This is a genomic window from Pseudomonas sp. R43(2017), from assembly GCF_002112345.1.
GTDB lineage: Bacteria > Pseudomonadota > Gammaproteobacteria > Pseudomonadales > Pseudomonadaceae > Aquipseudomonas > Aquipseudomonas kribbensis.
This window is the reverse complement of record NZ_NEHJ01000004.1, coordinates 565,764-590,791: the sequence shown is the minus strand read 5'-3', so window position 1 is coordinate 590,791 and position 25,028 is coordinate 565,764. Positions and strand designations below refer to the sequence as shown.

The 25,028-nt window shown below is 60.6% G+C and carries 28 protein-coding genes and 2 pseudogenes; 10 read left to right on the top strand and 20 right to left on the bottom strand.

Annotated elements, in window-relative coordinates:
- Positions 1-32: 32 nt before the first annotated feature.
- Positions 33-470, bottom strand: a complete 438-nt coding sequence (locus CAG02_RS14635; RefSeq protein ID WP_085709690.1) for a multidrug/biocide efflux PACE transporter — start codon at positions 468-470, stop codon at positions 33-35.
- Positions 471-558: 88 nt separating this feature from the next.
- Between CAG02_RS14635 and CAG02_RS14630 the strand changes: the two genes are divergently transcribed.
- On the top strand, positions 559-1,413 hold the full coding sequence (locus tag CAG02_RS14630; RefSeq protein WP_085709689.1) for a LysR family transcriptional regulator: 855 nt from the start codon (positions 559-561) through the stop codon (positions 1,411-1,413).
- Positions 1,414-1,417: 4 nt separating this feature from the next.
- On the opposite strand, the gene CAG02_RS14625 is transcribed toward CAG02_RS14630, so the two are convergent.
- Positions 1,418-2,254 carry a LysR family transcriptional regulator gene (locus tag CAG02_RS14625; protein ID WP_085709688.1) on the bottom strand — a complete coding sequence of 279 codons (837 nt, stop codon included), beginning with the start codon at positions 2,252-2,254 and terminating at the stop codon, positions 1,418-1,420.
- A gap of 111 nt (positions 2,255-2,365) precedes the next feature.
- Here CAG02_RS14625 and CAG02_RS14620 point away from each other — a divergent pair, with 111 nt between their 5' ends.
- A complete protein-coding gene (locus tag CAG02_RS14620; protein ID WP_085709687.1) occupies positions 2,366-3,091 on the top strand; it encodes an SDR family oxidoreductase in 726 nt (241 codons plus the stop codon).
- Between the two features lie 122 nt (positions 3,092-3,213).
- On the opposite strand, the gene CAG02_RS14615 is transcribed toward CAG02_RS14620, so the two are convergent.
- Genes CAG02_RS14615 through CAG02_RS14605 form a run of 3 tightly spaced genes read right to left on the bottom strand, consistent with a single transcriptional unit; the run spans position 3,214 to position 5,246 of the window.
- Positions 3,214-4,443, bottom strand: a complete 1,230-nt coding sequence (locus tag CAG02_RS14615; RefSeq protein WP_085709686.1) for an RNA polymerase sigma factor — start codon at positions 4,441-4,443, stop codon at positions 3,214-3,216.
- Positions 4,436-4,780 (bottom strand): YciI family protein, encoded by a 345-nt coding sequence (locus CAG02_RS14610; RefSeq protein ID WP_007951101.1) that lies wholly within the window; start codon positions 4,778-4,780, stop codon positions 4,436-4,438. Before CAG02_RS14610 ends, CAG02_RS14615 begins: the two co-directional genes overlap by 8 nt.
- A 40-nt stretch (positions 4,781-4,820) precedes the next feature.
- The gene (locus tag CAG02_RS14605) at positions 4,821-5,246 is read right to left on the bottom strand and encodes a nuclear transport factor 2 family protein (protein ID WP_085709685.1); all 426 of its coding nucleotides are present in this window, start codon (positions 5,244-5,246) and stop codon (positions 4,821-4,823) included.
- Positions 5,247-5,388: 142 nt separating this feature from the next.
- On the opposite strand from CAG02_RS14605, the gene CAG02_RS14600 reads away from it, so the two are divergent.
- Both CAG02_RS14600 and CAG02_RS14595 read left to right on the top strand, forming a co-directional pair.
- The gene (locus tag CAG02_RS14600) at positions 5,389-5,874 is read left to right on the top strand and encodes an N-acetyltransferase (protein WP_085709684.1); all 486 of its coding nucleotides are present in this window, start codon (positions 5,389-5,391) and stop codon (positions 5,872-5,874) included.
- 17 nt (positions 5,875-5,891) lie between these two features.
- A complete protein-coding gene (locus CAG02_RS14595; RefSeq protein WP_085709683.1) occupies positions 5,892-6,497 on the top strand; it encodes a pyridoxamine 5'-phosphate oxidase family protein in 606 nt (201 codons plus the stop codon).
- A gap of 5 nt (positions 6,498-6,502) precedes the next feature.
- Here the strand turns inward: CAG02_RS14595 and CAG02_RS14590 are convergent, their stop codons facing one another.
- The 3 genes from CAG02_RS14590 to CAG02_RS14580 all read right to left on the bottom strand — a co-directional run bounded on the left by CAG02_RS14590 (position 6,503) and on the right by CAG02_RS14580 (position 8,535).
- The gene (locus CAG02_RS14590; RefSeq protein ID WP_085709682.1) at positions 6,503-6,991 is read right to left on the bottom strand and encodes a GNAT family N-acetyltransferase; all 489 of its coding nucleotides are present in this window, start codon (positions 6,989-6,991) and stop codon (positions 6,503-6,505) included.
- Positions 6,992-7,308: 317 nt separating this feature from the next.
- Positions 7,309-7,803, bottom strand: coding sequence for a GyrI-like domain-containing protein (locus CAG02_RS14585; protein ID WP_085709681.1), 495 nt, complete (start codon positions 7,801-7,803; stop codon positions 7,309-7,311).
- Between the two features lie 69 nt (positions 7,804-7,872).
- The gene (locus tag CAG02_RS14580; RefSeq protein WP_085709680.1) at positions 7,873-8,535 is read right to left on the bottom strand and encodes a LysE family translocator; all 663 of its coding nucleotides are present in this window, start codon (positions 8,533-8,535) and stop codon (positions 7,873-7,875) included.
- A gap of 138 nt (positions 8,536-8,673) precedes the next feature.
- Between CAG02_RS14580 and alaC the strand changes: the two genes are divergently transcribed.
- Complete coding sequence (gene alaC, locus CAG02_RS14575; RefSeq protein ID WP_085709679.1) at positions 8,674-9,891, top strand: alanine transaminase; 1,218 nt, start codon at positions 8,674-8,676, stop codon at positions 9,889-9,891.
- Positions 9,892-10,069: 178 nt separating this feature from the next.
- Here alaC and CAG02_RS14570 read toward each other — a convergent pair whose 3' ends face one another.
- Positions 10,070-11,422, bottom strand: a complete 1,353-nt coding sequence (locus CAG02_RS14570; protein ID WP_085709678.1) for a GntP family permease — start codon at positions 11,420-11,422, stop codon at positions 10,070-10,072.
- An 82-nt stretch (positions 11,423-11,504) separates the two neighbouring features.
- Positions 11,505-12,038 (bottom strand): gluconokinase, encoded by a 534-nt coding sequence (locus CAG02_RS14565; RefSeq protein WP_064598881.1) that lies wholly within the window; start codon positions 12,036-12,038, stop codon positions 11,505-11,507.
- Positions 12,039-12,254: 216 nt separating this feature from the next.
- Between CAG02_RS14565 and CAG02_RS14560 the strand changes: the two genes are divergently transcribed.
- Positions 12,255-13,286, top strand: a complete 1,032-nt coding sequence (locus CAG02_RS14560) for a LacI family DNA-binding transcriptional regulator (protein ID WP_065259320.1) — start codon at positions 12,255-12,257, stop codon at positions 13,284-13,286.
- A 1-nt stretch (position 13,287) separates the two neighbouring features.
- On the opposite strand, the gene CAG02_RS14555 is transcribed toward CAG02_RS14560, so the two are convergent.
- Entirely contained in the window at positions 13,288-14,160 is an 873-nt protein-coding gene (locus CAG02_RS14555; protein ID WP_085709677.1) for a LysR family transcriptional regulator, read from the bottom strand.
- A gap of 121 nt (positions 14,161-14,281) precedes the next feature.
- Here CAG02_RS14555 and CAG02_RS14550 point away from each other — a divergent pair, with 121 nt between their 5' ends.
- From CAG02_RS14550 to CAG02_RS14540, 3 genes are all read left to right on the top strand, one after another.
- On the top strand, positions 14,282-14,722 hold the full coding sequence (locus CAG02_RS14550) for a PACE efflux transporter (RefSeq protein WP_085709676.1): 441 nt from the start codon (positions 14,282-14,284) through the stop codon (positions 14,720-14,722).
- A 125-nt stretch (positions 14,723-14,847) separates the two neighbouring features.
- Complete coding sequence (locus CAG02_RS14545; protein ID WP_085709675.1) at positions 14,848-16,272, top strand: MFS transporter; 1,425 nt, start codon at positions 14,848-14,850, stop codon at positions 16,270-16,272.
- A 152-nt stretch (positions 16,273-16,424) separates the two neighbouring features.
- On the top strand, positions 16,425-16,991 hold the full coding sequence (locus tag CAG02_RS14540; RefSeq protein WP_085709674.1) for a hypothetical protein: 567 nt from the start codon (positions 16,425-16,427) through the stop codon (positions 16,989-16,991).
- A 57-nt stretch (positions 16,992-17,048) separates the two neighbouring features.
- On the opposite strand, the pseudogene CAG02_RS30225 reads toward CAG02_RS14540, so the two are convergent.
- From CAG02_RS30225 to CAG02_RS14510, 6 genes and pseudogenes are all read right to left on the bottom strand, one after another.
- Positions 17,049-17,477, bottom strand: a pseudogene (locus CAG02_RS30225) (methyl-accepting chemotaxis protein); the annotation flags it as partial.
- 120 nt (positions 17,478-17,597) lie between these two features.
- Positions 17,598-18,368, bottom strand: a pseudogene (locus CAG02_RS30220) (PAS domain-containing protein); the annotation flags it as partial.
- A 518-nt stretch (positions 18,369-18,886) separates the two neighbouring features.
- Complete coding sequence (locus CAG02_RS14525; protein ID WP_085709672.1) at positions 18,887-19,900, bottom strand: ABC transporter substrate-binding protein; 1,014 nt, start codon at positions 19,898-19,900, stop codon at positions 18,887-18,889.
- Positions 19,897-20,442 (bottom strand): sigma-70 family RNA polymerase sigma factor, encoded by a 546-nt coding sequence (locus CAG02_RS14520; protein WP_085709671.1) that lies wholly within the window; start codon positions 20,440-20,442, stop codon positions 19,897-19,899. Before CAG02_RS14520 ends, CAG02_RS14525 begins: the two co-directional genes overlap by 4 nt.
- A gap of 127 nt (positions 20,443-20,569) precedes the next feature.
- Positions 20,570-21,361, bottom strand: a complete 792-nt coding sequence (locus CAG02_RS14515; RefSeq protein ID WP_085709670.1) for a phosphate/phosphite/phosphonate ABC transporter substrate-binding protein — start codon at positions 21,359-21,361, stop codon at positions 20,570-20,572.
- A gap of 7 nt (positions 21,362-21,368) precedes the next feature.
- A complete protein-coding gene (locus CAG02_RS14510) occupies positions 21,369-22,310 on the bottom strand; it encodes a fatty acid desaturase (protein WP_085709669.1) in 942 nt (313 codons plus the stop codon).
- A gap of 325 nt (positions 22,311-22,635) precedes the next feature.
- Here CAG02_RS14510 and CAG02_RS14505 point away from each other — a divergent pair, with 325 nt between their 5' ends.
- The gene (locus CAG02_RS14505) at positions 22,636-23,055 is read left to right on the top strand and encodes a GNAT family N-acetyltransferase (protein ID WP_085709668.1); all 420 of its coding nucleotides are present in this window, start codon (positions 22,636-22,638) and stop codon (positions 23,053-23,055) included.
- Here CAG02_RS14505 and def read toward each other — a convergent pair whose 3' ends face one another.
- From def to CAG02_RS14490, 3 genes are all read right to left on the bottom strand, one after another.
- On the bottom strand, positions 23,056-23,595 hold the full coding sequence (gene def / locus CAG02_RS14500; RefSeq protein ID WP_085709667.1) for a peptide deformylase: 540 nt from the start codon (positions 23,593-23,595) through the stop codon (positions 23,056-23,058).
- A gap of 2 nt (positions 23,596-23,597) precedes the next feature.
- Positions 23,598-24,548: a YihY/virulence factor BrkB family protein gene (locus CAG02_RS14495; RefSeq protein WP_085709666.1), complete on the bottom strand. Its 951-nt coding sequence runs from the start codon at positions 24,546-24,548 to the stop codon at positions 23,598-23,600.
- 176 nt (positions 24,549-24,724) lie between these two features.
- The gene (locus tag CAG02_RS14490) at positions 24,725-24,916 is read right to left on the bottom strand and encodes a CsbD family protein (RefSeq protein WP_027612573.1); all 192 of its coding nucleotides are present in this window, start codon (positions 24,914-24,916) and stop codon (positions 24,725-24,727) included.
- Between the last annotated feature and the right edge of the window lie 112 nt (positions 24,917-25,028).

Sequence of the window (25,028 nt, the reverse complement as noted above, 5' to 3'; positions counted from 1 at the left end):
TCGCAGCCCTCACAGGCGGCGATTTTTTGTTTTCAGCTCTGGCAAGCGTTGCGCATCACCAGCCGCTCGCGCACCACGTCATAACCCCAGTGGTAGATGTAGGTGTACGGCAGGAAGAACAGCAGCACACCGATGTCGAGCAGGAACGCCTGCCACAGGCTGACCGACAGCCACCAGGCAATCAGCGGCACGCCCATCACGATCAGCCCGCCCTCGAACAGCAGCGCATGCGCCACCCGCACCCAGGCGTTGTGGGCGATGTTCCAGCGTTTGAGCAGACGGTCGAAGAAGCCGTTGAACACCACGTTCCAGCCCAGGGCCAGCAACGCGATGGCCATGGTGACGGCGCCCATTTCGACCAGCGGTTTACCCATGATCCACGCCAGCAACGGCGTACAGATCAGGATCGCCAGCAGTTCGAAACCGATGGCCTGGAAGATACGTTCAGTGATGGATTTGTTGGCAGTCATGACCGAAGTCCTCTGTGAAGATGGTTGCCATGATCCAGCACCGAACCGATACTTCATAACCAATAACCATCGATCAAGGCGATAGTTCATGGCTTCTCAGGAAGTGTTGCTGGCGTTTGTCCAAGCGGCTACTCAAGGTTCTTTTTCGGCAGCGGCGCGCAAACTCGGGCGCAGTCAGTCCACCGTCAGTGCGGCCGTCGCCAGTCTGGAGATCGACCTGGACCTGGTGCTGTTCGACCGCAGCAGCCGCAAACCAACCCTGACCCCGGCCGGGCACGTGATGCTGCAACGGGCCGAGGCGATTCTGGCGGCCACCAGCCGCCTGGAAATGACCGCCCGGCAATTGGCCCAGGGTGTCGAGCCGAAACTTACGGTGGCGATTTCCGACACTTATCAGTCCGACCGTTTCGAAGCCGCATTGGTGGGTTTCGAGCAGCGCTATCCGGATCTGGAGCTGGAATGCCTGATCGCCGAGTGCGATGACCTGATCGAACTGGTGCAACGCGGGCGAGCGCATTTGGCATTCGCCGAGATGCAGGACAACTATCCGCCAGATCTGGCGACCGCGACCGTCGCCGAACGAACTGAAATCGCCTTGTTCGTTGGTCGAAACCATCCATTGGCGACGCAGGAATCCATCGATCAAACAGTCCTTGAACAGCACCGCGAGCTGCGTCTGGCCACCATCGTCAATCCCTATGACAGTCGCGGCAAAGGCCGGGTGTGGTCGGCGCCGAGTTATCTGATGCTGCTGGAAATGGCCGAAAAAGGCTTCGGCTGGGCGCCGCTGCCGCGCTGGCTGGTGGAGCGTTTCGGCAACGGTTTGCTGGTGGAACTGAACGTGCGCGGCTGGCCTAAACCGGTATTCGTCGATGCCCTGTGGTCGCGGCTGTACCCGCCGGGGCCGGCGGGGAGCTGGTTGCTCAGCAAGATGCTTGAGTGAAGACTCAGGCAGCGGCAATGGCTGGAGGCCGGTTGTGCTGGAAGTATTCATACAACCCGCGCATCGTCGGCAATTCCAGCGCTTGCGCCGCATAGCACAACCCCACCCGCCGGGTCGGCGCCGGCAGGTGCAGCGATCGCACGACGATGCGCGCATGCCCGCTGACCAGTGACTGCGGCAACATCGCCACGCCGACACCCGCTGCCACCATGTGCAACGCCTGTTGCAGTGAGCCGGCATGCCCCGCCACCGCTTCCGGCGAACGTCCGTAAAGCGCCATCAACCGCTGATGCGAAGGATGCTGCGGACAAGTGATCCAGTCCTCGATCGGCGCCCAGCCGGCCTGCGCGTTGGCCATCGGGTGATCGAGGGGCAGCGCCATCACGTAAGACTCTTCCCACAACGGCAGGAACAGTTCGTCCTCGCAGCACATTTCCTCGACCGCCAATCGACCATCGCCGTGACAGCCTTCCTCCAGGGTCAGCAGCAGATTGGGCAACGCCTGATGGGCCATACGCACAAAGGCTTCGATGTGACTGGCGGCAATGTCGCCCTCGATGCCGAGGGTCAGCGGCGCGCGGTTTTCGCGGCCGCGAAACATCCGGCTCAACGCCTCGGACTCGGCCACCATCCGCCGTGCCTGTGGGTACAGCAACCGCGCTTCGTCGCTGACTTCCACACCACGGGGCTGACGCACGAACAACGTCGCGCCGAGTTCTTCTTCCAGCTGCTTGATGGTCACCGACAACGTGGGCTGACTGATGAACAGCCGTTGCGCGGCGGCGGTGATGTTGCGTTCCTCGAATACGGCGAGGAAGGCTTTGAGATGACGGATATCCATAGGAGATTCCGATGGCAGACAGAGGAATAAGGCATTTTTCAGCCTACAGCGGGCTAAATATACTGCGTCACGAATCTGGTTATTTGTTTTTCTTATCTCAGGAGTTCATCTATGAGCAAGCCATTGATCATCATCACCGGTGCCAGCTCGGGCATCGGCGAAGCCACCGCCCGCCGCTTGAGCGCTGCCGGCCATCCGCTGTTGTTGCTGGCACGCCGTATCGAACGCCTCGAAGCACTGGCCCTGCCAAACACCCTCAGCCGCCGCGTCGACATCACCGACCGCGCCGCGTTGCTGGCCGCTGTGGCCGAGGCTGAAGCGCAGTTCGGCCCGGCCGATGCGCTGATCAACAACGCCGGGGTGATGCTGTTGGGCGAAATGAGCAAACAGGACCCGGCGCAGTGGGACCAGATGCTCGACGTCAACGTGAAGGGCCTGCTCAATGGCGTGCACGCGGTGGTCACCGGGATGATCGAGCGCAAGCACGGCACGATCATCAACGTCAGCTCGGTGGCCGGGCGCAAGACGTTCCCGAACCATGTGGCGTACGTCGGGACCAAGTTTGCGGTGCACGGGTTGTCGGAGAACCTGCGTGAAGAGCTGTCGCCGCATAACGTGCGGGTGACCACGATTGCGCCGGGGGCGGTCGAGACCGAGTTGTTGAGCCACACCACGGATGAGGCGATCAAGACCGGGTATCAGGCGTGGAAGCAGGACATGGGTGGAACGGTGCTGAGTGCCGAGGATGTGGCGACGGCGATTGCCTATGCGTATGGGCAGCCGCAGGGGGTTTGTATTCGGGAGATTGTGATGGCTGCTACGCGGCAGCAAGCCTGATCCATTGTTACAGACCTAAATGGCCCCTTCGCGGGCAAGCCCGCTCCCACATTTGATCGCATTCCAATTGTGGGAGCGGGCTTGCCCGCGAAGAGGCCAATATTGCCAACGATCCTTTCGGATCATTCCAGTGCTTTAAGCCGCCCTTCAATAAACCGCCGCTCCGGCTCCTGCCGCGTCAACTCCAGCGCTCGAGAATAAGCCGCCCGAGCCTCCTCAACCCGCCCCAACTGCCGACAAAACTCTGCCCGAGCCGAATGCGCCAGGTGGTAATCCTGCAATTCCCCGCGCTCCAGAATCCCTTCGATCAAGGTCAACCCCGCCAACGCCCCATCACGCTTGGCCACCGCCACCGCCCGGTTCAACTCGATCACCGGCGACGGCACCGCCCGCAACAACACGTCATACAGCCCGACGATCTGTTCCCAGTCCGTCTCCCCCGCTGTCGGCGCTTCGGCGTGCACTGCCGCAATCGCCGCTTGCAGGCAGTAGGGCCCGAAGCGTCCGGTGGTCAGCGCCCGCTCCACCAGATTGCAGCCTTCGGCAATCAGCTCGGCATTCCACAATCCGCGATCCTGATCATCCAGCAGAATCAATTCCCCATCCGCCGATGAGCGCGCCGAACGCCGCGACTCATGCAACAGCATCAACGCCAACAATCCCATGACTTCCGGATCCGGCAACAACTCCAGCAGCAGACGCCCGAGACGAATCGCCTCTCGGGTCAAATCCTCGCGGGTCACCTGGGCACCGCCCGACGCCGAGTAGCCTTCGTTGAACACCAGATAAATCACCCGCAACACACTGTCGAGGCGTTCGGGCAATTCGCTCAGGCTCGGGACTTGATAGGGGATTTTCGCGTCGCGGATCTTCGCCTTGGCGCGCACGATGCGCTGGGCAATCGCCGCCGGGGCCGAGAGAAATGCACGGGCGATTTCTTCGGTGGTGAGGTCGCAGACTTCGCGCAGGGTCAGCGGCACTTGCGCATCCGCCGCCAGCGCCGGGTGGCAGCAGGTGAAGATCAGGCGCAGGCGATCGTCTTCCACGTCTTCAACGTCCCATTCGGACTGTTCCAGCTCTTCCAGTTGCGCCAGCAGCAACGGCTGCGAGGCCTTGAACCGTGCGCGGCGGCGCAACACGTCGATGGCCTTGAAGCGCCCCGTTGACACCAGCCACGCCCGTGGATTGTCCGGCACACCATCCTGCTGCCAGCGCTCGACCGCGACGAAGAACGCCTCGTGCAAGGCTTCTTCGGCGAGGTCGAAATCGCCAAGCAGACGGATCAGGGTCGCGAGGATCCGCCGCGAGTCTTCGCGGTAGACCTGCGCGACCCGGGCCGCGACCTCAGACATTCAACTGCCGCACGGGACGCACTTCGACACTGCCGACCCGGGCCGCCGGAATGTTGCCGGCGACCTGAATCGCTTCGTTGAGGTCCCGTGCGTCGATCAGGTAGAAACCGGCCAACTGCTCCTTGGTCTCGGCGAACGGGCCGTCGGTGATCGACAACTTGCCGTTGCGCATGCGCACCGTGGTGGCGGTCTGCACCGACTCCAGCGCTTCGGCGGCGACCATCCGGCCGCTGCCCTGGATCGACTCGGCGTAGGCCCAGCACTCGGCGTCTTCCGGGCTGTCGGGCGACGAATGCAGCAGGCGCTCATCGCTGTAGACCAGGCATAAATACTTCATGGCGTTCTCCTGAATCGGACGGATCAACTATGGCTGAAGATCAGGGTTTCGCATCGAACAGGGTCGAGCCGGTCATCGGATCGAACGGTGCCGACCAGTGTTCGTGGGCGATTTTCCAGGTACCACCGATTAGCCGATAGCAGGCGGTGGCGCGCATCCAGCAGCTCTGGGTTTCGCCCTTGTCATTGGTGCCGCCGCAGTTGGCGACCCAGTGGGCGAAGGCGATGTTGTCGCCTGTCTCGATGGCGATTTCGTGGAACTCGAAGATGTGCGGGCCGGGGCACATTTCCATGCAGGCGATCCAATGGGCGCGGTAGGCCTCCTTGCCCTTGAATTGCAGGGCCTTGATCGCATCGAACGAGAGGATGTCGTCGGCGTACAGGGTCATGACCTTTTCCACGTCCTTGGTCATGACGGCCTGACGGTAGGTGTCGATGATGGCTTGAATCTGCGCTTGCGTACTCATGGGTTTTCTCCCTGTTTTTTGTTGTGAAGACACCCTTTGTCGTTCGGCGACTGGGCGGATCGACAGCTGAAACAAAAAAATTCCGAAGAAGACAAAATCGCTAGAATCCGGGACTCATCTTTGTAGGAAAAAGGAAATTCCCGTGTCAGCCCGACTCGTGCCTTACGAAAGCCTGAACGCCACCCAACGCCAACAGGTCGAGGCCATTGAAATCCACGCCGAGCAGATCAAGTTCTCCGGCGACATCCACGGCGCCCTGCACACCCTGCTGTCGAAACCCGGCCCCGGCGTGAAAGGTTTTGCGCTGCTCGCCGAGGAAGTGCCGGTGGCATTCCTGCTGCTCAAGCGCCCGCCGGTGTTGCCGGATTGGGCTGATGAGCACAGCGCAACCCTGCATGCATTGCAGGTCGATCACCGCGCTCAGGGCAAGGGTTATGGCAAGGCTTGCCTGCTGGCGCTGCCGGAGGTTGCGCGCCAGGCCTGGCCGGAAATCAAAGGGCTGGAACTGTCAGTGGACGCCGACAACGACGCCGCGATTGCGCTGTACGCCAAATATGGCTTCGTCGACAGCGGCGAAGCGTACAAGGGGCGCATCGGTTACGAGCGCCGCATGGGCCTGTTCTTCTAATCGTCGAAGGAGCAACGATGATCGATTCAATCGAAGCGCTGGAAGCCATTTACGGACTGCCCCACGAGCGGGCAGTGCGCAAGCAGATCGGCTTTCTCAACGAGGACTATCAGGCGATGGTCCGGGTCTCGCCGCTGGTGATTGTCAGCTCGGTGGGCGCCGATGGCATTGACGGCTCACCGCGCGGTGACGCACCGGGATTTGTACGAATCATCAACGAACGCACCCTGGCCCTGCCGGATCGCCCGGGCAACAACCGCATCGATACCTTGCGCAACGTGCTGCACGATCCACGGGTGTCGCTGCTGTTCATCATTCCGGGGATTGGCGAGACGTTGCGGGTCAACGGCACCGCAACTATCAGCGCTGATCCGGAGTTGCTGGAAAGTTTCGCGGTCAACGGCAAACCGGCGCGTACGGTGTTGCTGGTGACGGTGGACGCGGCGTTTTTCCATTGCTCTAAAGCGTTTTTGCGTTCGGATGCGTGGAATCCGCAAACTCATCTGCCGCGCTCGGCACTGCCGACGGCGGGTGCGTTTCACAAGCGGCTGAACGACGGGCAGTTTGATGCTGAGGCCTATGATCGCGAGGCCCCGGCGCGGGTACGTGAAACGCTCTACTGAGGTTTTTACAGCGTCAGAATCATCTCGTGCCACGCCATCCCGCCGTGGTCGGACTCGGACGGTTTGATGTAGGCGAAACCGAATCCGGCGTACAGCGGGATGTGTCGTTCCTTGCACATCAGGTGAATCGTCGCCTTGCCCTGGGCGCGCATGCGCTCGATGAACTCGCCCAACAGACGCTTGGCCAGGCCCAGGCCCTGATAATCCGGGTGCACCACCACCGACATGATCACCACGTTCGGCCCGGCCGGGTCGTGGCCGATCAGTTCCTTGAACGCCTCGTCGGACATCTGCACGTCAAACGCCGCACCGGAGTTGATGAACCCGGCTACCTGCCCGTCCACTTCCGCGACGATGAAACCGTCCGGCCAGGTGGCGATGCGCGTGGCGATCTTCTCGCGGGTCGCGGCTTCGTCGCCTTCATAGGCGAGGGTTTCGATGGCGTAGCAGCGATCCAGGTCGGCGGCGGTGACGTGGCGGATGACGGTGTTCATGGCGGCTCGAAATCAGTGAAAACAAGGACGCCAAGGATAAAGGAATAAGGTGTTCATATCGATCCGCGCGGGCAGCGTAAAGCCTGCGTATAAGCGCTTTTCTTCGGATTCGGGACGGTCTATTCCTGAACACTGTCTCTGATCACCCGAAGGGGAAACAGCTTATGAGCAGCGTGGAAATCGGTTTGTTGATGGTGTTGGGCATCAGCTTCTTCGGCTTCATTACCCTGGGCATCGACCTGTTGCGGGCACGACGGATCAAGGGCAAATAGGGTTCGAACGGCAGCGCGAAGCGGGTTCGCGCTGCCGGTTGCCCATCAGGTTTTCTTTTCGACCGGGACGCAGATTTCCAGCTTGCCGGTTTTGAGCTTCGGGTTGAAATCGGCGCTGTAGCGTTCCAGCTCCGGGGCATTCAGCCCTTTGTATTCGGAGGCCGGCAGCCAGGTCTTGTAGATGTACTCAAGGGTCTGCGGCAGCAGGTCGAGCGAACCCTTGTGCTCGAACACCGCGTACTGGCGCGGGAGGATTTCGATCCACGGATACTTTTCCTGCGGGAAGTCGTCCAGCTTGCGGATTTCGACCCCGGCCATGTAATCGAAACCGCCGTTGCCGTCGAAATTGCTGCACACGCCGTAGGTCACTTCGCCCTTCTGCCCCGGGATATTTCCGATGTGCGGGATGAGTTTTTCCCACAGCGCAGGGATGTCCTGGACGGTCTCTTTGGTAAAGCGATCGCGAAAACCTGCAATCAGCAGGAAGTGTCCATGTTCGAAGCGAGGTTCAGCCACTTCGACGCGTTTTTGCTCATCCATGACTCGACTCCTTGGAACGAAAAAAGTGGGTTCGGCTGGGAGTATAGAAGCCAAACCCGATTCGCACATTTACAGCGTATGCATGGCCTCGGCGGCGCCGGAGCCGACGAATTCGTTATAGCCGGATACGATCACGTAGACTGCGAAATAGCAGAAGATCGCTGCAGATGCCATGTAGGAATAGCGCAACAGCTTGTCGCCCAGCAGTTTGCCGCCGTGGCTCGCCGCGAAGCACAAACCCGTCGACCACAGCAGCCCGGCACACAGGAAACCGCCAAGGAACAGCGCCGAACTCAGAGGTCCACCGCCACCGGAGCGGGCGATCAATGTGCCGCCCACGGCCGCGAACCAGAGGATGGCGCTCGGCGACGACATGGCGAGAAAAATCCCGCGGAAGAATTCCTTGCGATGGGAGTTCTGGCCGACTTCGGCCGTCGCCGCCAGCTGCGCCTCGTGATGGATTGCCGAATAGATCATCTTCGCCGCGAAATAGATCAGCAGCGCCGAACCGCCGATCCACAGCACCCAGCGCACGGTTTCGTATTGCAGCAGAACGGTCATTCCGGCCAGGGCCAGAACGGCGTAGATCAGGTCACCGACGCAGGTGCCGAGGCCCAGAGCGAAGCCCTGAAAATAGCCGCGTTGCATGGCCAGGGTGATCATCGCGATGTTGGCCACGCCGATATCCAGGCACAGCGAAAGGCTCAGCAAGAAGCCGCTGGTGAATTCCATTAACCGTTTTCCTTGGGAAAAATTGTTGTCGTGCACGCTGGACAGTCTGCCATCGCTGCCCTTATCTTCCGCCACAGGTCACCGCAGTGACCAGCGTCGCTCGGACGGTTCCGGGCGCTTACGTTATCCGAGGCAACAATGGCTGAACAAGGTTCGCCGCGCCGCTTTGCGCGCATAGATCGACTCCCCCCTTACGTTTTCAACATCACTGCCGAGCTGAAGATGGCCGCCCGACGTCGTGGCGAAGACATCATCGACTTGAGCATGGGCAACCCCGACGGCGCCACGCCGCCGCACATCGTTGAAAAACTGGTGCAGGTTGCACAACGCGAAGACACCCACGGTTACTCCACGTCCAAAGGCATTCCGCGCCTGCGCCGGGCGATTTCCAACTGGTACAAGGACCGCTACGAGGTCGATATCGACCCGGAAAGCGAAGCCATCGTCACCATCGGTTCCAAGGAAGGCCTGGCGCACCTGATGCTGGCGACCCTGGATCAGGGCGATACCGTGCTGGTGCCGAACCCGAGCTACCCGATTCACATCTACGGTGCCGTGATTGCCGGCGCCCAGGTGCGGTCGGTACCGCTGGTGCCGGGCGTGGACTTCTTCGATGAGCTGGAACGGGCGATTCGCGGCTCGATCCCGAAACCGAAGATGATGATCCTCGGCTTCCCGTCCAACCCGACCGCACAGTGCGTGGAGCTGGACTTCTTCGAGCGGGTGATCGCCCTCGCCAAACAGTACGACGTGCTGGTGGTGCACGACCTGGCCTATGCCGACATCGTCTACGACGGCTGGAAAGCCCCGTCGATCATGCAGGTGCCGGGCGCCAAGGACATCGCGGTGGAGTTCTTCACCCTGTCCAAGAGCTACAACATGGCGGGCTGGCGCATCGGTTTCATGGTCGGCAACCCGGAGCTGGTCAGCGCCCTGGCGCGGATCAAGAGCTACCACGACTACGGCACCTTCACCCCGCTGCAGGTGGCCGCGATTGCTGCGCTGGAAGGCGATCAGCAATGTGTGCGCGACATCGCCGAGCAGTATCGCCAGCGCCGCAACGTGCTGGTCAAAGGGCTGCATGAACTGGGCTGGATGGTCGAGAACCCGAAAGCCTCGATGTACGTCTGGGCGAAGATTCCCGAAGCCTACGCGCACCTCGGTTCGCTGGAGTTCGCCAAGAAGCTGCTGGCCGAGGCCAAGGTCTGCGTCTCGCCGGGTGTCGGTTTCGGTGAGTATGGCGACGATCACGTGCGCTTCGCGCTGATCGAAAACCAGGACCGGATTCGTCAGGCGGTCCGCGGGATTCGCGGGATGTTCCGGGCGGATGGCCTGGCACCGAAAACAAGCGGTTGACGCAAAACCTGTGGGAGCGAGCTTGCTCGCGATGAGGCCGTCACTGCAACAAAGATGTCGACTGGACCACCGCTATCGCGAGCAAGCTCGCTCCCACAAAGATTTGTGGATTCCGTGAAAAGTCATCACCCACAAAAAAACCGCATCGCTGCGGTTTTTTTGTGCCTGCGATTCGCCCTTAGACGAACAGCGACAGCAACAGAATGAAGCCCAGGCCAACCACCGACAGGATGGTTTCCATCGCGGTCCAGGTCTTGAAGGTCTCGGCCACGGTCATGTTGAAGTACTGCTTCACCAGCCAGAAACCGGCGTCGTTGACGTGGGACAGGATCAGGGAACCGGCACCGGTGGCCAGCACCAGCAGCTCACGGTTTACGCCCGGGATCATCCCGACCACGGGCACCACGATGCCCGCGCCAGTGATGGTCGCCACGGTGGCCGAACCGGTCGCGATGCGGATCACCGCCGCTACCAGCCACGCCAACAGGATCGGCGAGATCTGCGCGCTGACCGCCATGTGGCCGATCACGTCACCCACGCCGCTGGTCACCAGCATCTGCTTGAAGCCGCCGCCGGCACCGATGATCAGGATGATCGCGGCGGTAGGCGCCAGGCTCGCATCCAGCCACTTGAGCATCTGTTGGGAACCGATGCCCTGCTTGTGGCCGAAGGTGTACAGCGACAGCAGCAGTGCCAGCAGCAGCGCCGAAATCGGGTGACCGATCATGTCCATCCAGGTGCGGAAGAAATGACCGTCCGGCAGCGCCACGTCGGCGAAGGTTTTCAGCAGCATCAGGAACACCGGCAGCAGCACGGTGACCAGGGTGATGCCGAAGCTTGGCAGCTTGGTCGAATCGGTTTCACGGGCCAGTTGATCGACCAGTTCCTGATTCGGCGTGCCCGGAATGTGCTTGGCGATGAACGTACCGAAGATCGGACCGGCAATGATGGCGGTCGGCAGCGCGACGATCAGACCGTAGAGAATGGTCTTGCCGATGTCGGCACCGAACACGCCGATGGCCAGCAGCGGGCCCGGATGCGGTGGAACCAGACCGTGCACGGCGGACAGGCCGGCGAGCAGCGGAATACCGATCTTGATGATCGACACGCCGGTGCGGCGAGCCACGATGAACACCAGCGGAATCAACAATACAAAGCCGATTTCGAAGAACAGCGGAATGCCCACCAGGAACGCGGCGAACATCATGGCCCACTGCACGCGCTCTTTGCCGAACGCGCGGATCAGGGTCTGGGCGATCTGATCGGCACCGCCGGATTCGGCCATCATCTTGCCGAGCATGGTGCCCAGCGCGAGGATGATGCCGACGAAACCGAGCACGCCACCGAAGCCGTCCTGGAACGCCTTGATGATGGTGCCGATCGGCATGCCGGACGTCAGGCCGAGGAACGCGGCGGCGATGGTCAGGGCAATGAAGGGGTGAATCTTGAACTTGGTGATCAGGACGATAAGCCCGATCACCGTGACCACTGCATCAAGCAGTAGGTAGGCGTCATGGGACATGCCAAACATTGGGGGTGTCTCCTGGTTTGTTGTTGTTATTAAAGCGGGTTAATCAGAAGTCGAAAGGACAGCGCTATCTTCACAATCACACTCATACCGCCTGTTTCAGGCCATGGGCCTGCCACCAGACGTGGGCTTGCGACGCCAGTTCTTCAACGCTGTGGATCGAAGCATTCAGGGCCAGGGTCAACGGTTCGCCCTTGGGCGATTCGAGGGTGGCGAACTGGCTTTCGATCAAGGTGGCCGGCATGAAGTGGCCCGGACGGTGGGACACACGTTCGGCGGCGACTTCAGGCGTCAATTCGAGGAACACGAAGCCCAGGCCTGGCAAGGCACTGCGCAACACTTCGCGGTAACTGTGCTTGAGGGCCGAGCAGGTCAGCACCGGGCGTTCGCCCAGAGCGTCAACACGACGCAGCTCATCGCACAGGCTGTCGAGCCAGCCGGCGCGGTCTTCGTCGTTCAGGGGGATCCCCGCGCTCATCTTTTCGATGTTCGCGGCCGGATGGAAAGTATCGCCTTCAATGGCAGTGGCGCCGCTCAATTGGCACAGGGCCTCGCTGACGCACGTCTTGCCGCAACCGGCAACGCCCATGATGACCAGGGCGGTGATGGGATGATTCATGTAACACCTCAGCGCGCAGACAGCGCTACCTTTGCTAGCTATGACTCTAGTGCACAGGCAGAAGTTGCCGACGCCTTCTTGTCGTTTTTTTGGGTTGCAGCAGGTTTTGTCCCAACGCCAAAAAGCGAGGATCAGGCAGGACCTCGCTCACGCATTTGCAGCTGCATAAGGACAGCGCTACCTTAGTGCCTTGATTTTTGTTTGGCAAGCCGCCCGATGACCACCCCTAAAAACGATAAAAACACCCGCACCACCGGCCGTCCCACCCTCAATGAAGTCGCCCGGCTGGCCGGCGTCAGCCCGATTACCGCTTCTCGCGCCTTGCGCGGGGTCAGCACCGTTGCCACCGAACTGGTGGAAAAAGTCCAGAAAGCCGCGCTGGAACTCAACTATGTGGTCAACCCCGCCGCCCGTGCCCTGGCCTCGGCCCAGAGCCATTCGGTGGTTGTGCTGGTGCCTTCGCTGGCCAACCTGTTGTTCATCGACACCTTGGAGGCCATTCATCGGGTGCTCACGCCCAAGGGCTTCGAAGTGCTGATCGGCAACTTCCACTACTCTCGCGATGAAGAAGAAAACCTGCTGCGCAACTACATGGCCTATCAGCCACGGGGTTTGCTGTTGACGGGCTTCGACCGCACCGAAACCTCGCGGCGGATGATCGAGGCCAGCAACATTCCCTGCGTGTACATGATGGAACTGGACAGCGCCGCCGGGGTGAACTGCGTCGGCTTCTCCCAGCTCAGCGCCGGGGAAACCGCCGCCGAGCACTTGCTGTCCCGTGGCCGCAAGCGTCTGGCGTACATCGGCGCGCAGCTAGATCAGCGCACCCTGCTGCGCGGTGAAGGCTTTCGCAAGGCGTTGCAGAAGGCCGGTCGCTACGACCCGGATCTGGAGGTGCTGACCCCGCGTTCATCGTCCGTAGGCCTGGGTGGCGAGTTGTTCCTGCAACTGCTGGCGGCGCATCCGGACGTCGATGCGATCTTCTTCGGCAACGACGACCTGGCCCAGGGCGCCCTGCTCGAAGCCCTGCGCAACGGGATCAGGATCCCCGAGCAAGTGGCGATCCTCGGCTTCAATGACCTGCCGATGTCGGAGCACATGGTGCCGCGCCTGAGCAGCATCAACACCCCGCGCGAGGCCATCGGCCGGCGTGCGGCGGAGCAGATGCTGACGCTGATGGCCGGCAACAGCGTGGCGCGGCCGGTGGAGGACATGGGCTTCGAACTGAAAATCCGCGAAAGCACCTGAATCAGCCGCCCAGCAACTCCACAAGAGCCAGCGCGCCCTTCTGCAACGGCTGGCTCTTGAGCCACACCGCGTGCACCGGCAGTACCAGGCCGTTTTCGATGTTGCGGAAATTCAGCCGTTTCAATCGTCCGCTATCGAGCCACGGCTGCACCACCGACAACGGGAAATTGCCCCAGCCCAACCCTGCCTCGACCATCTCCAGCGCCGTCTCCAGACTGTCGGTGCGCCAGTGGGATTCAGCCACCAGCGGCCGGGTTTCGCTGATCGGCAAGTCGCGACTGCCGACCACGATCTGCCGCACATGCACCAGATCTTCGAGAAACAGATCCTGCCCCTGCAACAGCGGACTGTCCGCCGCCAGCGTGGCGATCATCCGCTCGCTGCCGACAAACTGAAAGCGCTCCAGCACGTTCACGCTCAACCCGGCGAACGCCAGGCACACGCTGATCCGGCCGCTGTGGAGCATCGCCAGCACGTCGTCCTGCGGCGCGGTGAGTACTTCGATGTCGAGTAGCGGATGGCGCTCACTGATTTCCTTGATGGCCGCCAACAACCGTCGGCGATCGATATCCGTCGCCACGCCAATCGACAACTTGCTCTCCAGCCCCAGCGACAACTGCACCGCGTGCACCTGCAATTGCTTGAGCTGATCGGCGATCAGTCGCGCATGGGGCACCAGCGACAGCGCCATTGCCGTGGGTTGCGGTTCGCGGTGGCTGCGATCGAACAAGGGATAGCCGAGTTCGGCCTCCAGATTGCCGATGGCCATGCTCACCGCTGACGGGACTTTGCCCAACGCCCTGGCAGCGGCGGAAAACGAGCCGCGCTCAATTACGGCGAGAAACAGTTCGATGCTTTCGCTGTTGAAATTCACTTCACACACCTGTCAATAAAACTGAAAGCATCTGACTTTTTCTGTCATCGCTATTGAAGCTATCTTTCGTCGCCTTCGCCAGCCCCGTTGGCCACAAGTCGCAAGAAAGAGGCAATTCCCCATGCAAGGCGTCAAACGCAAACTGGTCTACGTGTCGCTCTATGAAGTGATCGGCATGACCTTCTCGGCCCTCGGCCTGGCGTTGTTGTCCGGCACCTCGCCCGGCAGCACCGGCCCACTGGCGGTGATCATCACCACCATCGCCGTGACCTGGAACTTCATCTACACCTCGCTGTTCGAGCGCTGGGAAAGCCGTCAGGTCTCGCGCACCCGCACGGTCAAACGGCGCATCGCCCACGCCGTCGGTTTCCAGCTGACGCTGATCGTGTTCCTGATTCCGCTGATCGCCTGGTGGATGAATATCAGTCTGGTGCAGGCCTTCCTGCTGGATCTGGCGCTGATCGTGTTCATCCCCTGCTACACCTTCGCCTTCAACTGGCTGTTCGATAAGGTGTTCGGTTTGCCGGCCTCGGCGCTGCCGGATCCGGCACCCGCAGCATGAATCGCTGATGGGTGAGCGGATATTGCAAGAAATCGGCGGTTTTCCTGCGTAAGCCGCCGATATAAGCAATCCTTGATTTCCGATAGCAGGCTAAGATTTTCCATCATAAAAAAATGGATCGGCCCATGACTGCACACGCCCCCGCCGCCGCGCAACGCGACGGCATCGACCCGATACGCGCCGCACAGATTTCCGCCCGCATCGACCGCCTGCCGGCAGTCGCCACGATCTGGCGGCTGGTGGCGCTGCTGTCGATCGGTGGTTTCTTCGAACTCTACGACCTGTTCCAGACCGCCTACATCAGCCCCGGTCTGATCCGTGACGGCATCTTCGCCACCGGCAATCAGGGCGTGTTCGGTTTCTCCGATCAGGCCGCATTTGCCTCGGCAACCTTCCTCGGCCTGTTTCTCGGCGCCAGTCTGCTCAGTCCGTTGGCGGATCGCTTCGGGCGGCGGGCAATCTTCACCTTCGCGCTGGTCTGGTACACCGTGGCCACGGTGCTGATGGGCGTACAGAGTTCGGCGTTGGGGATCATCTGCATGCGTTTTCTGGTGGGCATCGGCCTCGGCATCGAACTGGTGACCATCGACGCCTACCTCTCGGAACTGGTGCCCAAGCGCATGCGCAGTTCAGCGTTCGCCTTCGCGTTTTTCGTGCAGTTTCTGTCGGTGCCGGCGGTGGCGCTGATGTCGTGGTGGCTGGTGCCGCAGGTGCCGTTCGGAATTTCCGGCTGGCGCTGGGTGGTGTTGGCGAGTGCGGTGTTTGCATTGTTCATCTGGTGGCTGCGCAAGCGTTTGCCGGAGTCGCCGCGCTGGCTGGCCCAGCACGGTCGGTTCGATGAGGCGAACCGGATTCTCGACGGTATCGAGGCACGCTGCGAGAAGGATCATCGTCAGCCACTGGACGCACCGGAAGCGGTAGCCGTGGACGTCGAAGGCAAGGGCCGTTTTGCCGATATCTGGCAACCGCCCTACCGTCGTCGGGCCTTGATGCTGATCGTCTTCCACATCTTCCAGGCCATCGGCTTCTTCGGGTTCGGCAACTGGCTGCCGGCGCTGCTGTCCGGTCAGGGCGTGGGTGTCACTCACAGCCTGATGTATGCGTTCATCATCACCCTCGCCTACCCGCTCGGGCCGCTGCTGTTCGTCAAATTCGCCAACCGCTTCGAGAACAAATGGCAGATCGTCGGCTCGGCCCTCGGCGCCATGACTTTCGGCACCTTGTTCGCGTTGCAGACCAGCGCCTTCGGCCTGATCTTCTGCGGGGTGATGATCACCTTCTGCAATGCCTGGCTGAGCTTCAGTTATCACTCCTATCAGAGCGAACTGTTCCCCACCAACATCCGCGCCCGGGCGGTGGGGTTCTGTTATTCGTTCAGTCGCTTGTCGACGGTGTTCAGCAGCCTGTTGATCGGTCTGTTCCTCGACCACTTCGGCACGCCGGGCGTGTTGGCATTCATCGTTGCCAGCATGCTGATCGTGATGTTGACCATCGGCTACTTCGGTCCTCGAACCCGCAACCTGGCGCTGGAAAACATCGCCCATCGCTGACGGGCAACGGTCATCTTCTGCCGCCGGACGGCAAAGGATGACCGCTTCTGAAAACTGGAAATTCATTAACCTGCTGAATTCACGGGACTTATTCTGACGGCACGGTAATTGCTGCTTTACCGCCGACAGCAATTACCACAAGGTCCTCCATCATGTTGGTCAGCTCGAAACAAGCGGATCTGATTCATCTGCCCAAGCGCATCACCGATGACGCAACCGCCACGGCGGCGGCCGGTCTGCAAGGCGGGCTTCACGGCGCCATGCTGCAAACCCTGCAAAACCAGGCGCAGGCGCAAACCACCGACGCCACCAATCAGGTGCAAACCTCGGCCACGCAACTCGCCACCCAGCAAGTCAGCGAAGCCACGCGCATCAGCGACAACGTCGATGAGGCGTTCGCCAAGACCCGCGTCGGCCTGCAGACCTCTGACGCTTCACAGACCAAGACCGCCGGCACTTCCGCCACGGACGAATTCAAGGACTACATGAGCAAGTCGCCGGAACAGCGCCTGCGCGACAGCATCCTGAAGGAAATGGGTCTGACCGAGGACGACATCAAAGCCATGCCACCGGAGAAACAACTGGCCATCGGCAAAGAGATCGCCGATCGCCTGCAGGACAAGATGAAGCTGGCCGAAGCCGAGAAGCAGAACAAGCAGGACGCCAACTCGGTCAAGCTCAGCGACCAGTCGGCTGACAAGTTCCTCGCTTCGCTCTGACCCGCAGCGCAATGAAAAAAGGATCCCGAGGGATCCTTTTTTTCAGCCGTGAAACCGTCAGTTCAACTGCAACGTCTCGTTGAACTGGCTGATCGCATCCACCACGTGCCGCGAGCCCTGCTGAATCTCGCGGATCGCGTCCCCAGCCTCGTTCGCCAGTTCCACCCCGAGCCCGGTGCGGCTCAGGCTCGACTGCATGCTCGACACCGCACTCAGTGACAACTCGTGGTTCTTGCGCACCACATCGACAATCTCCAGCGTCGCCTGACTGGTCCGCGCCGCGAGGCTGCGCACTTCATCCGCCACCACCGCAAAACCACGTCCGTGCTCACCCGCCCGCGCCGCTTCGATGGCCGCGTTGAGTGCCAGCAGGTTGGTCTGGTCGGCAATCCCGCGAATGGTCTGGACGATGGTGCCGATGATGTCCGACTGCTTGCTGACCGCATCGATGCTCAGGGCCGCTTCGTTGAGGTCGCGGGAAATGTCCTGAATGATCTGCACCGTTTGCTGCACGACCTGTGAGCCTTTTTGCGCGCAGGCGTCATTTTGTACCGAGGTGCTGTGGGCCGATTCCGCAGCGGTCTGCAAGGTGGTCATCTGGTGGGTGATGTCGCTGGCGAACTTCACCACTTTGTACAACCGGCCCTTGGCATCGAACAACGGGTTATACGAGGCTTCAAGGTAAACGGTCTGCCCGGACTTGTTCTTGCGTTCGAAACGGTGCGAGTGATATTCGCCGCGATTGAGCGAGGCCCAGAACGCTTTGTATTGCGCCGACTCGGCTTCGGCACGGTGACAGAACAGACTGTGGTGATGGCCGACAATTTCGTTGAGCGAGTACTGCATGGTCTTGAGGAAGTTATCGTTGGCCGAGATCACATTACCTTCCGGGGTGAACTCGATCACCGCCATCGAACGGCTGATGGCGGCGAGCATGCTTTCCTCTTCTTTTTCCTTGTTCACTCGCGCGGTAATGTCCGACGCCACTTTGATCACACTTCGAACCTGTTTGTCCGGGCCGTACACCGGCATGTAACTCGCTTCCAGCCAGATCTCCTGGCCACGCTTGTTCAGGCGCAGAAATGTCCCGCTGAGCGGTTCGCCACGGGCCAGGTCACGCCACAACTTGGCGTACTCCTCGCTGCGGTAAAACTCTTCCTCACAAAAGATCCGGTGATGTTTGCCCCGTACTTCCTCGGCGCTGTAGCCCATGGTCTTGCAGAAGTTGTCATTGGCATCCAGCACGATGCCGTCGGGGGTGAATTCGATCATCGCCATCGAACGGCTGATCGCCTCCAGCTTGGCGTTGGCTTCGGTCAGGGCACAGCTGAAGCGTTCGATTTCCTGCAGGTCAGCCTTGTGATGTAGGTTGAACATGTCTCTATCACCTTGAGCGCGGTCTTTTGATTTGATGAAAGTTCAGGTCTTTCAGAATCCACCACTACGTTCCACAGAACAGGCACACGCATTCCTCCACGGGAGGAAGTTGTCAGGTGATAAACGATGATTAATCAAAGAGTCCATGCAGCGACGCTCTAATCAAGACATCCTTCTCTTGATAGCCCGCGAACGGGCCATTCCTAACGTGTAGAAGAACTTCCATTTAAAAAACATGCTCCTTGCCGGTTAAGTGTCGGTGCCTTGGATTGCGCACTCTGGCAGCTTTGTTCTCGGCTAACCGATTGCCGTCGAGGCGCTTTGGATGGCGGTCGACATAGTTAGTTACGTGTGAGCATAGACAGCGCAAAGCCTTGCGCAAGGCCACTAGTCGGCCAGTACCTCGGGGATTAAGGACAAAAAACGGACAAGAATCGGTTCAGCGGGCGGGTTGTTTGTTGCCATTGCGACCGACTCGCAATGGCAACTTTTGAAACGACACGATAATCGGAAAAGAACTACAGACTGCCGCTGACTTTATTCGCCACCTCACCCGGTACCCATGGTTTCCAGACTTGTGGTTGATCGCGCAGAAATGCTTCGGCGACCTGACGTGGCTGCTGACGTTTCTCGCTCATCCCGGCCAGGGTCTGGTTCAGCAGATCGATCGGCAAATCGACTTTCTCAAAGAACGTCACCAGTTCCGGGTACTGCGCCTTGAACGGTGCCGACACGCCAATCGCCAGGCTCGCCGGCATCGAGCGGGTGCCTTTCGGGTTAGGGTTGTTGGCGTCGGCCAGGGTTTTCCAGGCTTCGGCGTCGAACGGCGGCTCTTCCAGCTTCACCAGTTTGAAGCGACCGAGCAACGGCGTCGGCGACCAGTAGTAGAACAGCACCGGTTTGCCGCGCTTGATCGACGACGCCACCTCGGCATCCAGCGCCGCACCGGAGCCGGTGCGGAAGTTGACGAAGCTGTCGTTGAGCGCATAGGCCTTGAGCTTCTGGCTGTTGACGATTTCCGAGGTCCAGCCGGTCGGGCTGTTGAGGAAACGCCCACGGCTCGGGTCTTCCGGGTCTTTGAATACATCCTTGTAGCGCGGCAGGTCGGCCACGGATTTCAGCTCCGGCGCCAGCGGTTTGATCCCGCGCTCGGGGTCGCCCTTGATCACGTACTCCGGCACCCACCAGCCTTCGGTGGCGCCCTTCACCGTATCGCCGAGGCCGAATACCTTGCCTTCGGCAGCGGCCTTTACCCACGCCGGACTACGCCCGGCCCACTCTTCGCCGATCACTTGAATGTCGTTTTTCGCCAGCGCCGCTTCGAGGCTGACGGTGCTGCCCGGCAGCGTATCGGTCGGGTAGCCGTAGCCTTTTTCGACAATCAGGCGCAACACCTCGGTGATGAAACTGCCGCTTTCCCAGGTGATGTCACCGAAGTGGATCGGCGCTTTTGTTTCCGCAGCGACAACGTGGCCGGCCGTCAGGGTCAGGGCCAGCAGCGAACTGCCGAGCAGGGTTTTGATCGATCTCATGCGGACCTCTTGTTCTGGGAGGAAATCAGGGTTTGGTTGGCGCTGTGGCGGTTGCACAGGGCCTGGGAACGGGTCATGTACAGGCTCACCGAACGCTGGGAGATACCCAGTTCGGCGGCGATTTGCGGGTAGGTCAGGCCGTCGATGCGGGCCAGCAGAAAGGTCGAGCGCACTTTGCCCGGCAGGCGCTGGAGCGTCCGGTCCAGATGCTTGAGGCTTTGCGACAAGTCGGCCAGTTCTTCGGGGGACGGCCCGTGATCGAGGTCACTCTGTTGCAGTTGTTGCAGATGCCGACGCTCCAGATCACCCCGCCTCCAACGCTCGTACAGCAAGCGTTGGGCGATGGTGGTAAGCAAGGCGCGGGGTTCGCGGATGGCGGTCAGGCCTGGCGCTTCGAGCAGTTGCGCGAATGTCTCGGCGGCGATGTCTTCGGCGCTGGCTGCATCGTTCGATTGCCGACGCAGGCGTGTGCACAACCATTGGTAATGGTCGCGAAACAACGTGTTCACATGATTGCGATGGGATGAGTCGGCGCCGGACATGGGGGCTCCTTGGTCAAGGGTCGCTGAATGTCCGGTCGTCCGGTGGCGCGATCCTAGCAAGGTGCCTTATGCGTTATAAATACTTAAAAAGAATTTTTATATTCCATTTGTGAATTAACCGTGGCCGCTAGCGCAAGCGGCCATAACCCAGTTCTTCGGCCTCGCGCTGGTAATCCAGCAGGACCTGGTAATCGCTTTCGCTGGCCGGCAGGACTTCGGGCAAACCGAGGACACGGGCCACATCCGGCAAGTCTTGCAGGCTGCGGTTCATGGCCCGGCGCAGTTGCTCGATCTGCTGGTCCGTCGTGCGGGCAGCGGTGATGAAGGGCAAGGTCGGGCTGAACGCACTGCGCCCCACCACCCGCAACCCACTGACCTCTTCAGCAGCGTGCTGCGCCAGGTACGCAAAGGTCACGCTGTCGATGGCCGCCAGATCGGCGCGGTCTTCGCGCAACCAGCGCAGGCTCTCGCGATGACCGCCACTGAGACCGACCGAAGCGAAAAACCGCCCGTCCCGCTGCAACGGTGCCAGGCGCTGGCGCAACAGGTTCATGCCGCTGTTGGAGTCTTCGCTGTTGATCACCCCGCGACTGTCAAAGAACTCCGCCAGACTGCGGCGCGGATCATCGGCGCGGGCAAGGATCAGGCTGCAATGATTGCCGGCCGTGGCGTCCGGCAATTCGTAGCGCGGACGGCCGACAAGCCTGACCTGCCCACGCAACGCGGTCATCAGCGGATAGCCGCAGGTCTGGGCCAGCAGCAACTGCGGCGACAGCCAGAGCTCCGGCAGCGACAAGCCTTCGGCACTGAGCCGCGAATGGCCCAGGTGATCGAGAATCCGCGCCAGCCACTGTTCGTTCGCCGCGCGGATCGGCTCGGGGGCGATGTACATCAACAGCTCTGCGTAACCTGACGACATGCTGACCTCAAATGAATGGATGCTGCGGACTGTCGATCGGCTTGATGCCGTGCCGGCGCCACAATTGCCCATAACCCTGCACCAGAAATCCGCCGCTGCGTTCGATCCATTGCTCGCGACGCATGCGGTAGGCCTTGGGCAAGTCATACCACGCCAGCTTCGGCAGATCGTGGTGCACCAGATGGAAATTCAGGTTCAGGAACAGCCAACGCCATGGCCACCCGGCTTCGTTGAGCACGGTGCGTTGCTCCGGTTGTGTGTGCGGCCGGTGTTCATAGTAAGAGCGGACCATCGCAATCGACAGCGCCGGGATGCTGATCAGCAGCAGGTAATGCCAGACCGGCAATACGCTGTAGCGGGCGATGAACACCAGCATCAGCACAGTCAGGGCACCGTGGGTCAGCCACATCAGCCGAGCCTGGTGTTCAGCGTTTTTCAGGCGTTGCAGTTCTTCATCGGCCAGCGCCAGCAAGGCCAGCGGTGCGCCGAGGATGAATCGGCCGAGCACGGTCTTGTTCAGCCAGTGCAGGCTGCGTTCGAACAGCGAGCTGCCTTGCCAGCCGTCGGCGCTCAGGTAGCGGCTTTCGGGGTCGAGGCCAGGGATCGTCAGGTCTTCGTCGCGATGGTGCTGCAGATGGCTGTCGCGATAGAGGGTGTACGGATACCACACGGCGAACGGCGCATAGCCGAGGATTTTGTTAACCCAGATCCAGCGTGTCGGATGCCCATGGAGCAACTCGTGCTGCACCGACAGCCACAACACCAGCAACGGAATCAGCAGCAACGTGCTCCACCAGAGGCCCAGCCGTTCGCTGCCCAGCACAATCGCGAACCAGCCGCCGTATACGCCGATCAGCAGCAGCCAGGTCGGCCAGTCGGTACGGGCGGTGAAGCGTTGACGCAGGGTTTCGATCTGTTGGCGATGGGCATCGTCGAAATAGTGGGGCATGGCGTGGCTCGGAACGAAGGTCTGATCGTTCTGTGCAACACCAGCGGGAAATCTTGCAGATTATTTTTTGCAGAGAAGAAAGGAGCCCGAAAAGCGGGCTCCCGTGGAACGGTATCAATGGCCAAAAATATCGACTTTTTTCGCCCTTTTCTCGTGGCGTTTCTCGATGGCGGTCTTGGCCGGTTTCTTCTTCGCAGCTTTCTTCGCATCCATACCTTTGGACATGACGCGTACTCCTCTGAAGGGGATGTGAGATCAGGTATACACCTATCCCGGCGAGTACGTTGTTTTATAATCCGCGACTTTTGCACCGGCAGTCCGATTCATGACCGACACCCGTTACAGCCAGCTCGACGACCTGTCCTGGCCTTTGATGAACAAGTTCTACCGCCAGCATCAATCGTCGATGAAAGCGGTACGCGAGGCGCAATTGTGGGTGGCGCGGCGCGAGGAGATCGTGGCTGCGCTGTGCCTGCGGCCGGTGTTCGGCGGGCATTGGCTGACCGGGTTGTTCGTTGATCCGGCCTGCCGCGAACAAGGCATTGCCGCGCAGTTGATCGCGGCGGCGGTGAAAGATGTGGAGACGCCGGTGTGGCTGTTCTGCCATCCGGACCTGCGTAGTTTCTACGAGCGGCGCGGCTTCACCTTCGACCCCGCCCTGCCCCAGGCGATGGCCGAGCGCCTGAGCCGTTATGCGCGGAGCAAGCCGATGATTGCCATGGAACTGGCTCCGCGCACTGGCTGATCAATCGTCAGCGTTGGGATCGAGATCCGGGAACATCACTTCGGTAAAACCGAACTTGCTGAAATCGGTGATGCGCGACGGGTACAGCCGCCCGATCAGGTGATCGCACTCGTGCTGCACCACCCGCGCATGGAATCCCGAGGCCACGCGCACGATCGGCTGCCCTTTCGGGTCGATACCTTCGTAGCGGATCTGCTGATAACGATCCACCGCGCCGCGCAGGCCGGGTACCGACAGGCAGCCTTCAAAGCCCTCTTCCATCAGCGGACTGAGCGGCGTGATCAGCGGATTGATCAGGATCGTCTGCGGCACGGCTTCGGCGTCCGGGTAACGCTCGCTGTGCTCGAAGCCGAAGATCACCAGTTGCAGGTCGACGCCGATCTGCGGCGCGGCCAGGCCAACACCGCCGACGCTTTCCATGGTCTGGAACATGTCGTCGATCAGTTGCCACAGCTCCGGGCTGTCGAGCATCTCGGCGGGCACCGGCGGGGCTATGCGCAGCAGGCGCTCGTCGCCCATCTTCAGGATTTCACGGATCATGGTCAGGCTTCGTCTGTGTTCGGCTTGAGCGACTGATCGCGCCCCAGGCCGGAAACGTGTTGTTTGGGATGTTCATCGAGTTCGCCGGGGACTTTCTCGCCCGGATCCTTGCCCTCGCTGGACATGTGTTCGATCACCGCATTCATCTCCGCCCCCAGCAACAGCACGGCGGCGGAAATGTAGAAATACAGCAACAGCACGATGATCGCACCGATGCTGCCATACATGGCGTTGTAGTTGGCGAACGTCTTGACGTAGAACGCGAACCCCAGGGACGCGACGATCCACACCACCACCGCCAGCACCGAGCCCGGGGTGATGAATCGGAATTCCTGTTTGACGTCGGGCATCACGTAGTAGATCAACGCGACGGCCACCATCATCAGGATCACGATTACCGGCCAGCGAGCGATGGTCCACACGGTGACGATGAAATCTTCCAGGCCGAACTGACCGGCGATCCAGCCCATCACCTGCGGCCCCAGCACCATGAGTGCGGCAGCGGCCAGCAGCATGCCGGCGATGCCGACGGTGTAGAAAATCGACAGCGGGAAACGCTTCCAGATCGGCCGGCCCTCGACCACGTCGTAAGCGGCGTTCATCGCGCTCATCATCAGGCGCACGCCGGCGGACGCGGTGTACAGGGCGATGACGATACCCACGGAAAGCAGGCCGCCCTTGGACTGTTGCAACTGGTCGATCACCGGGTTGACCTGCTCCAGCGCCTGGGGCGGCAGCACCAGCTCCGATTGCAGGCGCAGCCAGGAAAAGAAGTCCGGCAGGTGCAGGAAACCGATCAGGGCAATCAGGAACAGAATGAACGGGAACAACGAGAACAGCATCTGGTAGGCCAGTGCCGAGGCATAGGTCGACATCTCGTCTTCCATGAACTCGGTGACGGTACGCACGATGACCCGGTGCAGGGGCAGGCCTTTCATGTCGGGGAAAATCATTCGCGTCTCCTTTCGCCGCAAAACAGGTTGAAGTCGTGGCGACTCAGGGGCCGTTTTCTCTCATCAAAGTAGCCTACTTGGCGACTCTGAAACACTGTGATCCGTGACTGCATGTGAACGACACACAAAAACGGCCATCCTTGGATGGCCGCTTCGGTGTTTCGTTCAAGGCTGGATCAAGCCTTGTCGACGCCTTTCTTGATCGCGTCCTTGGCTTTGCCCACCGCTTGCTGGGCCTCGCCTTTCTTCTCTTGCAGTTTGCCTTCGGCTTGCAGCTTGGTGTTGTCGGTGGCTTTACCGACGCCTTGCTTGACGTTGCCGACTGCTTCGTTGGCCATGCCTTTTACTTTATCGCCTGTGCTACTCATGGTGTTTCTCCTTGGTGCATTAACGGGGAAAAGTCAGTACGTAATGATTGACTGGCCCGGTTTGCGCCAAGTTTCATTTATTTTCAGGGCTTCATTTCGTCGCGGCGTGCAG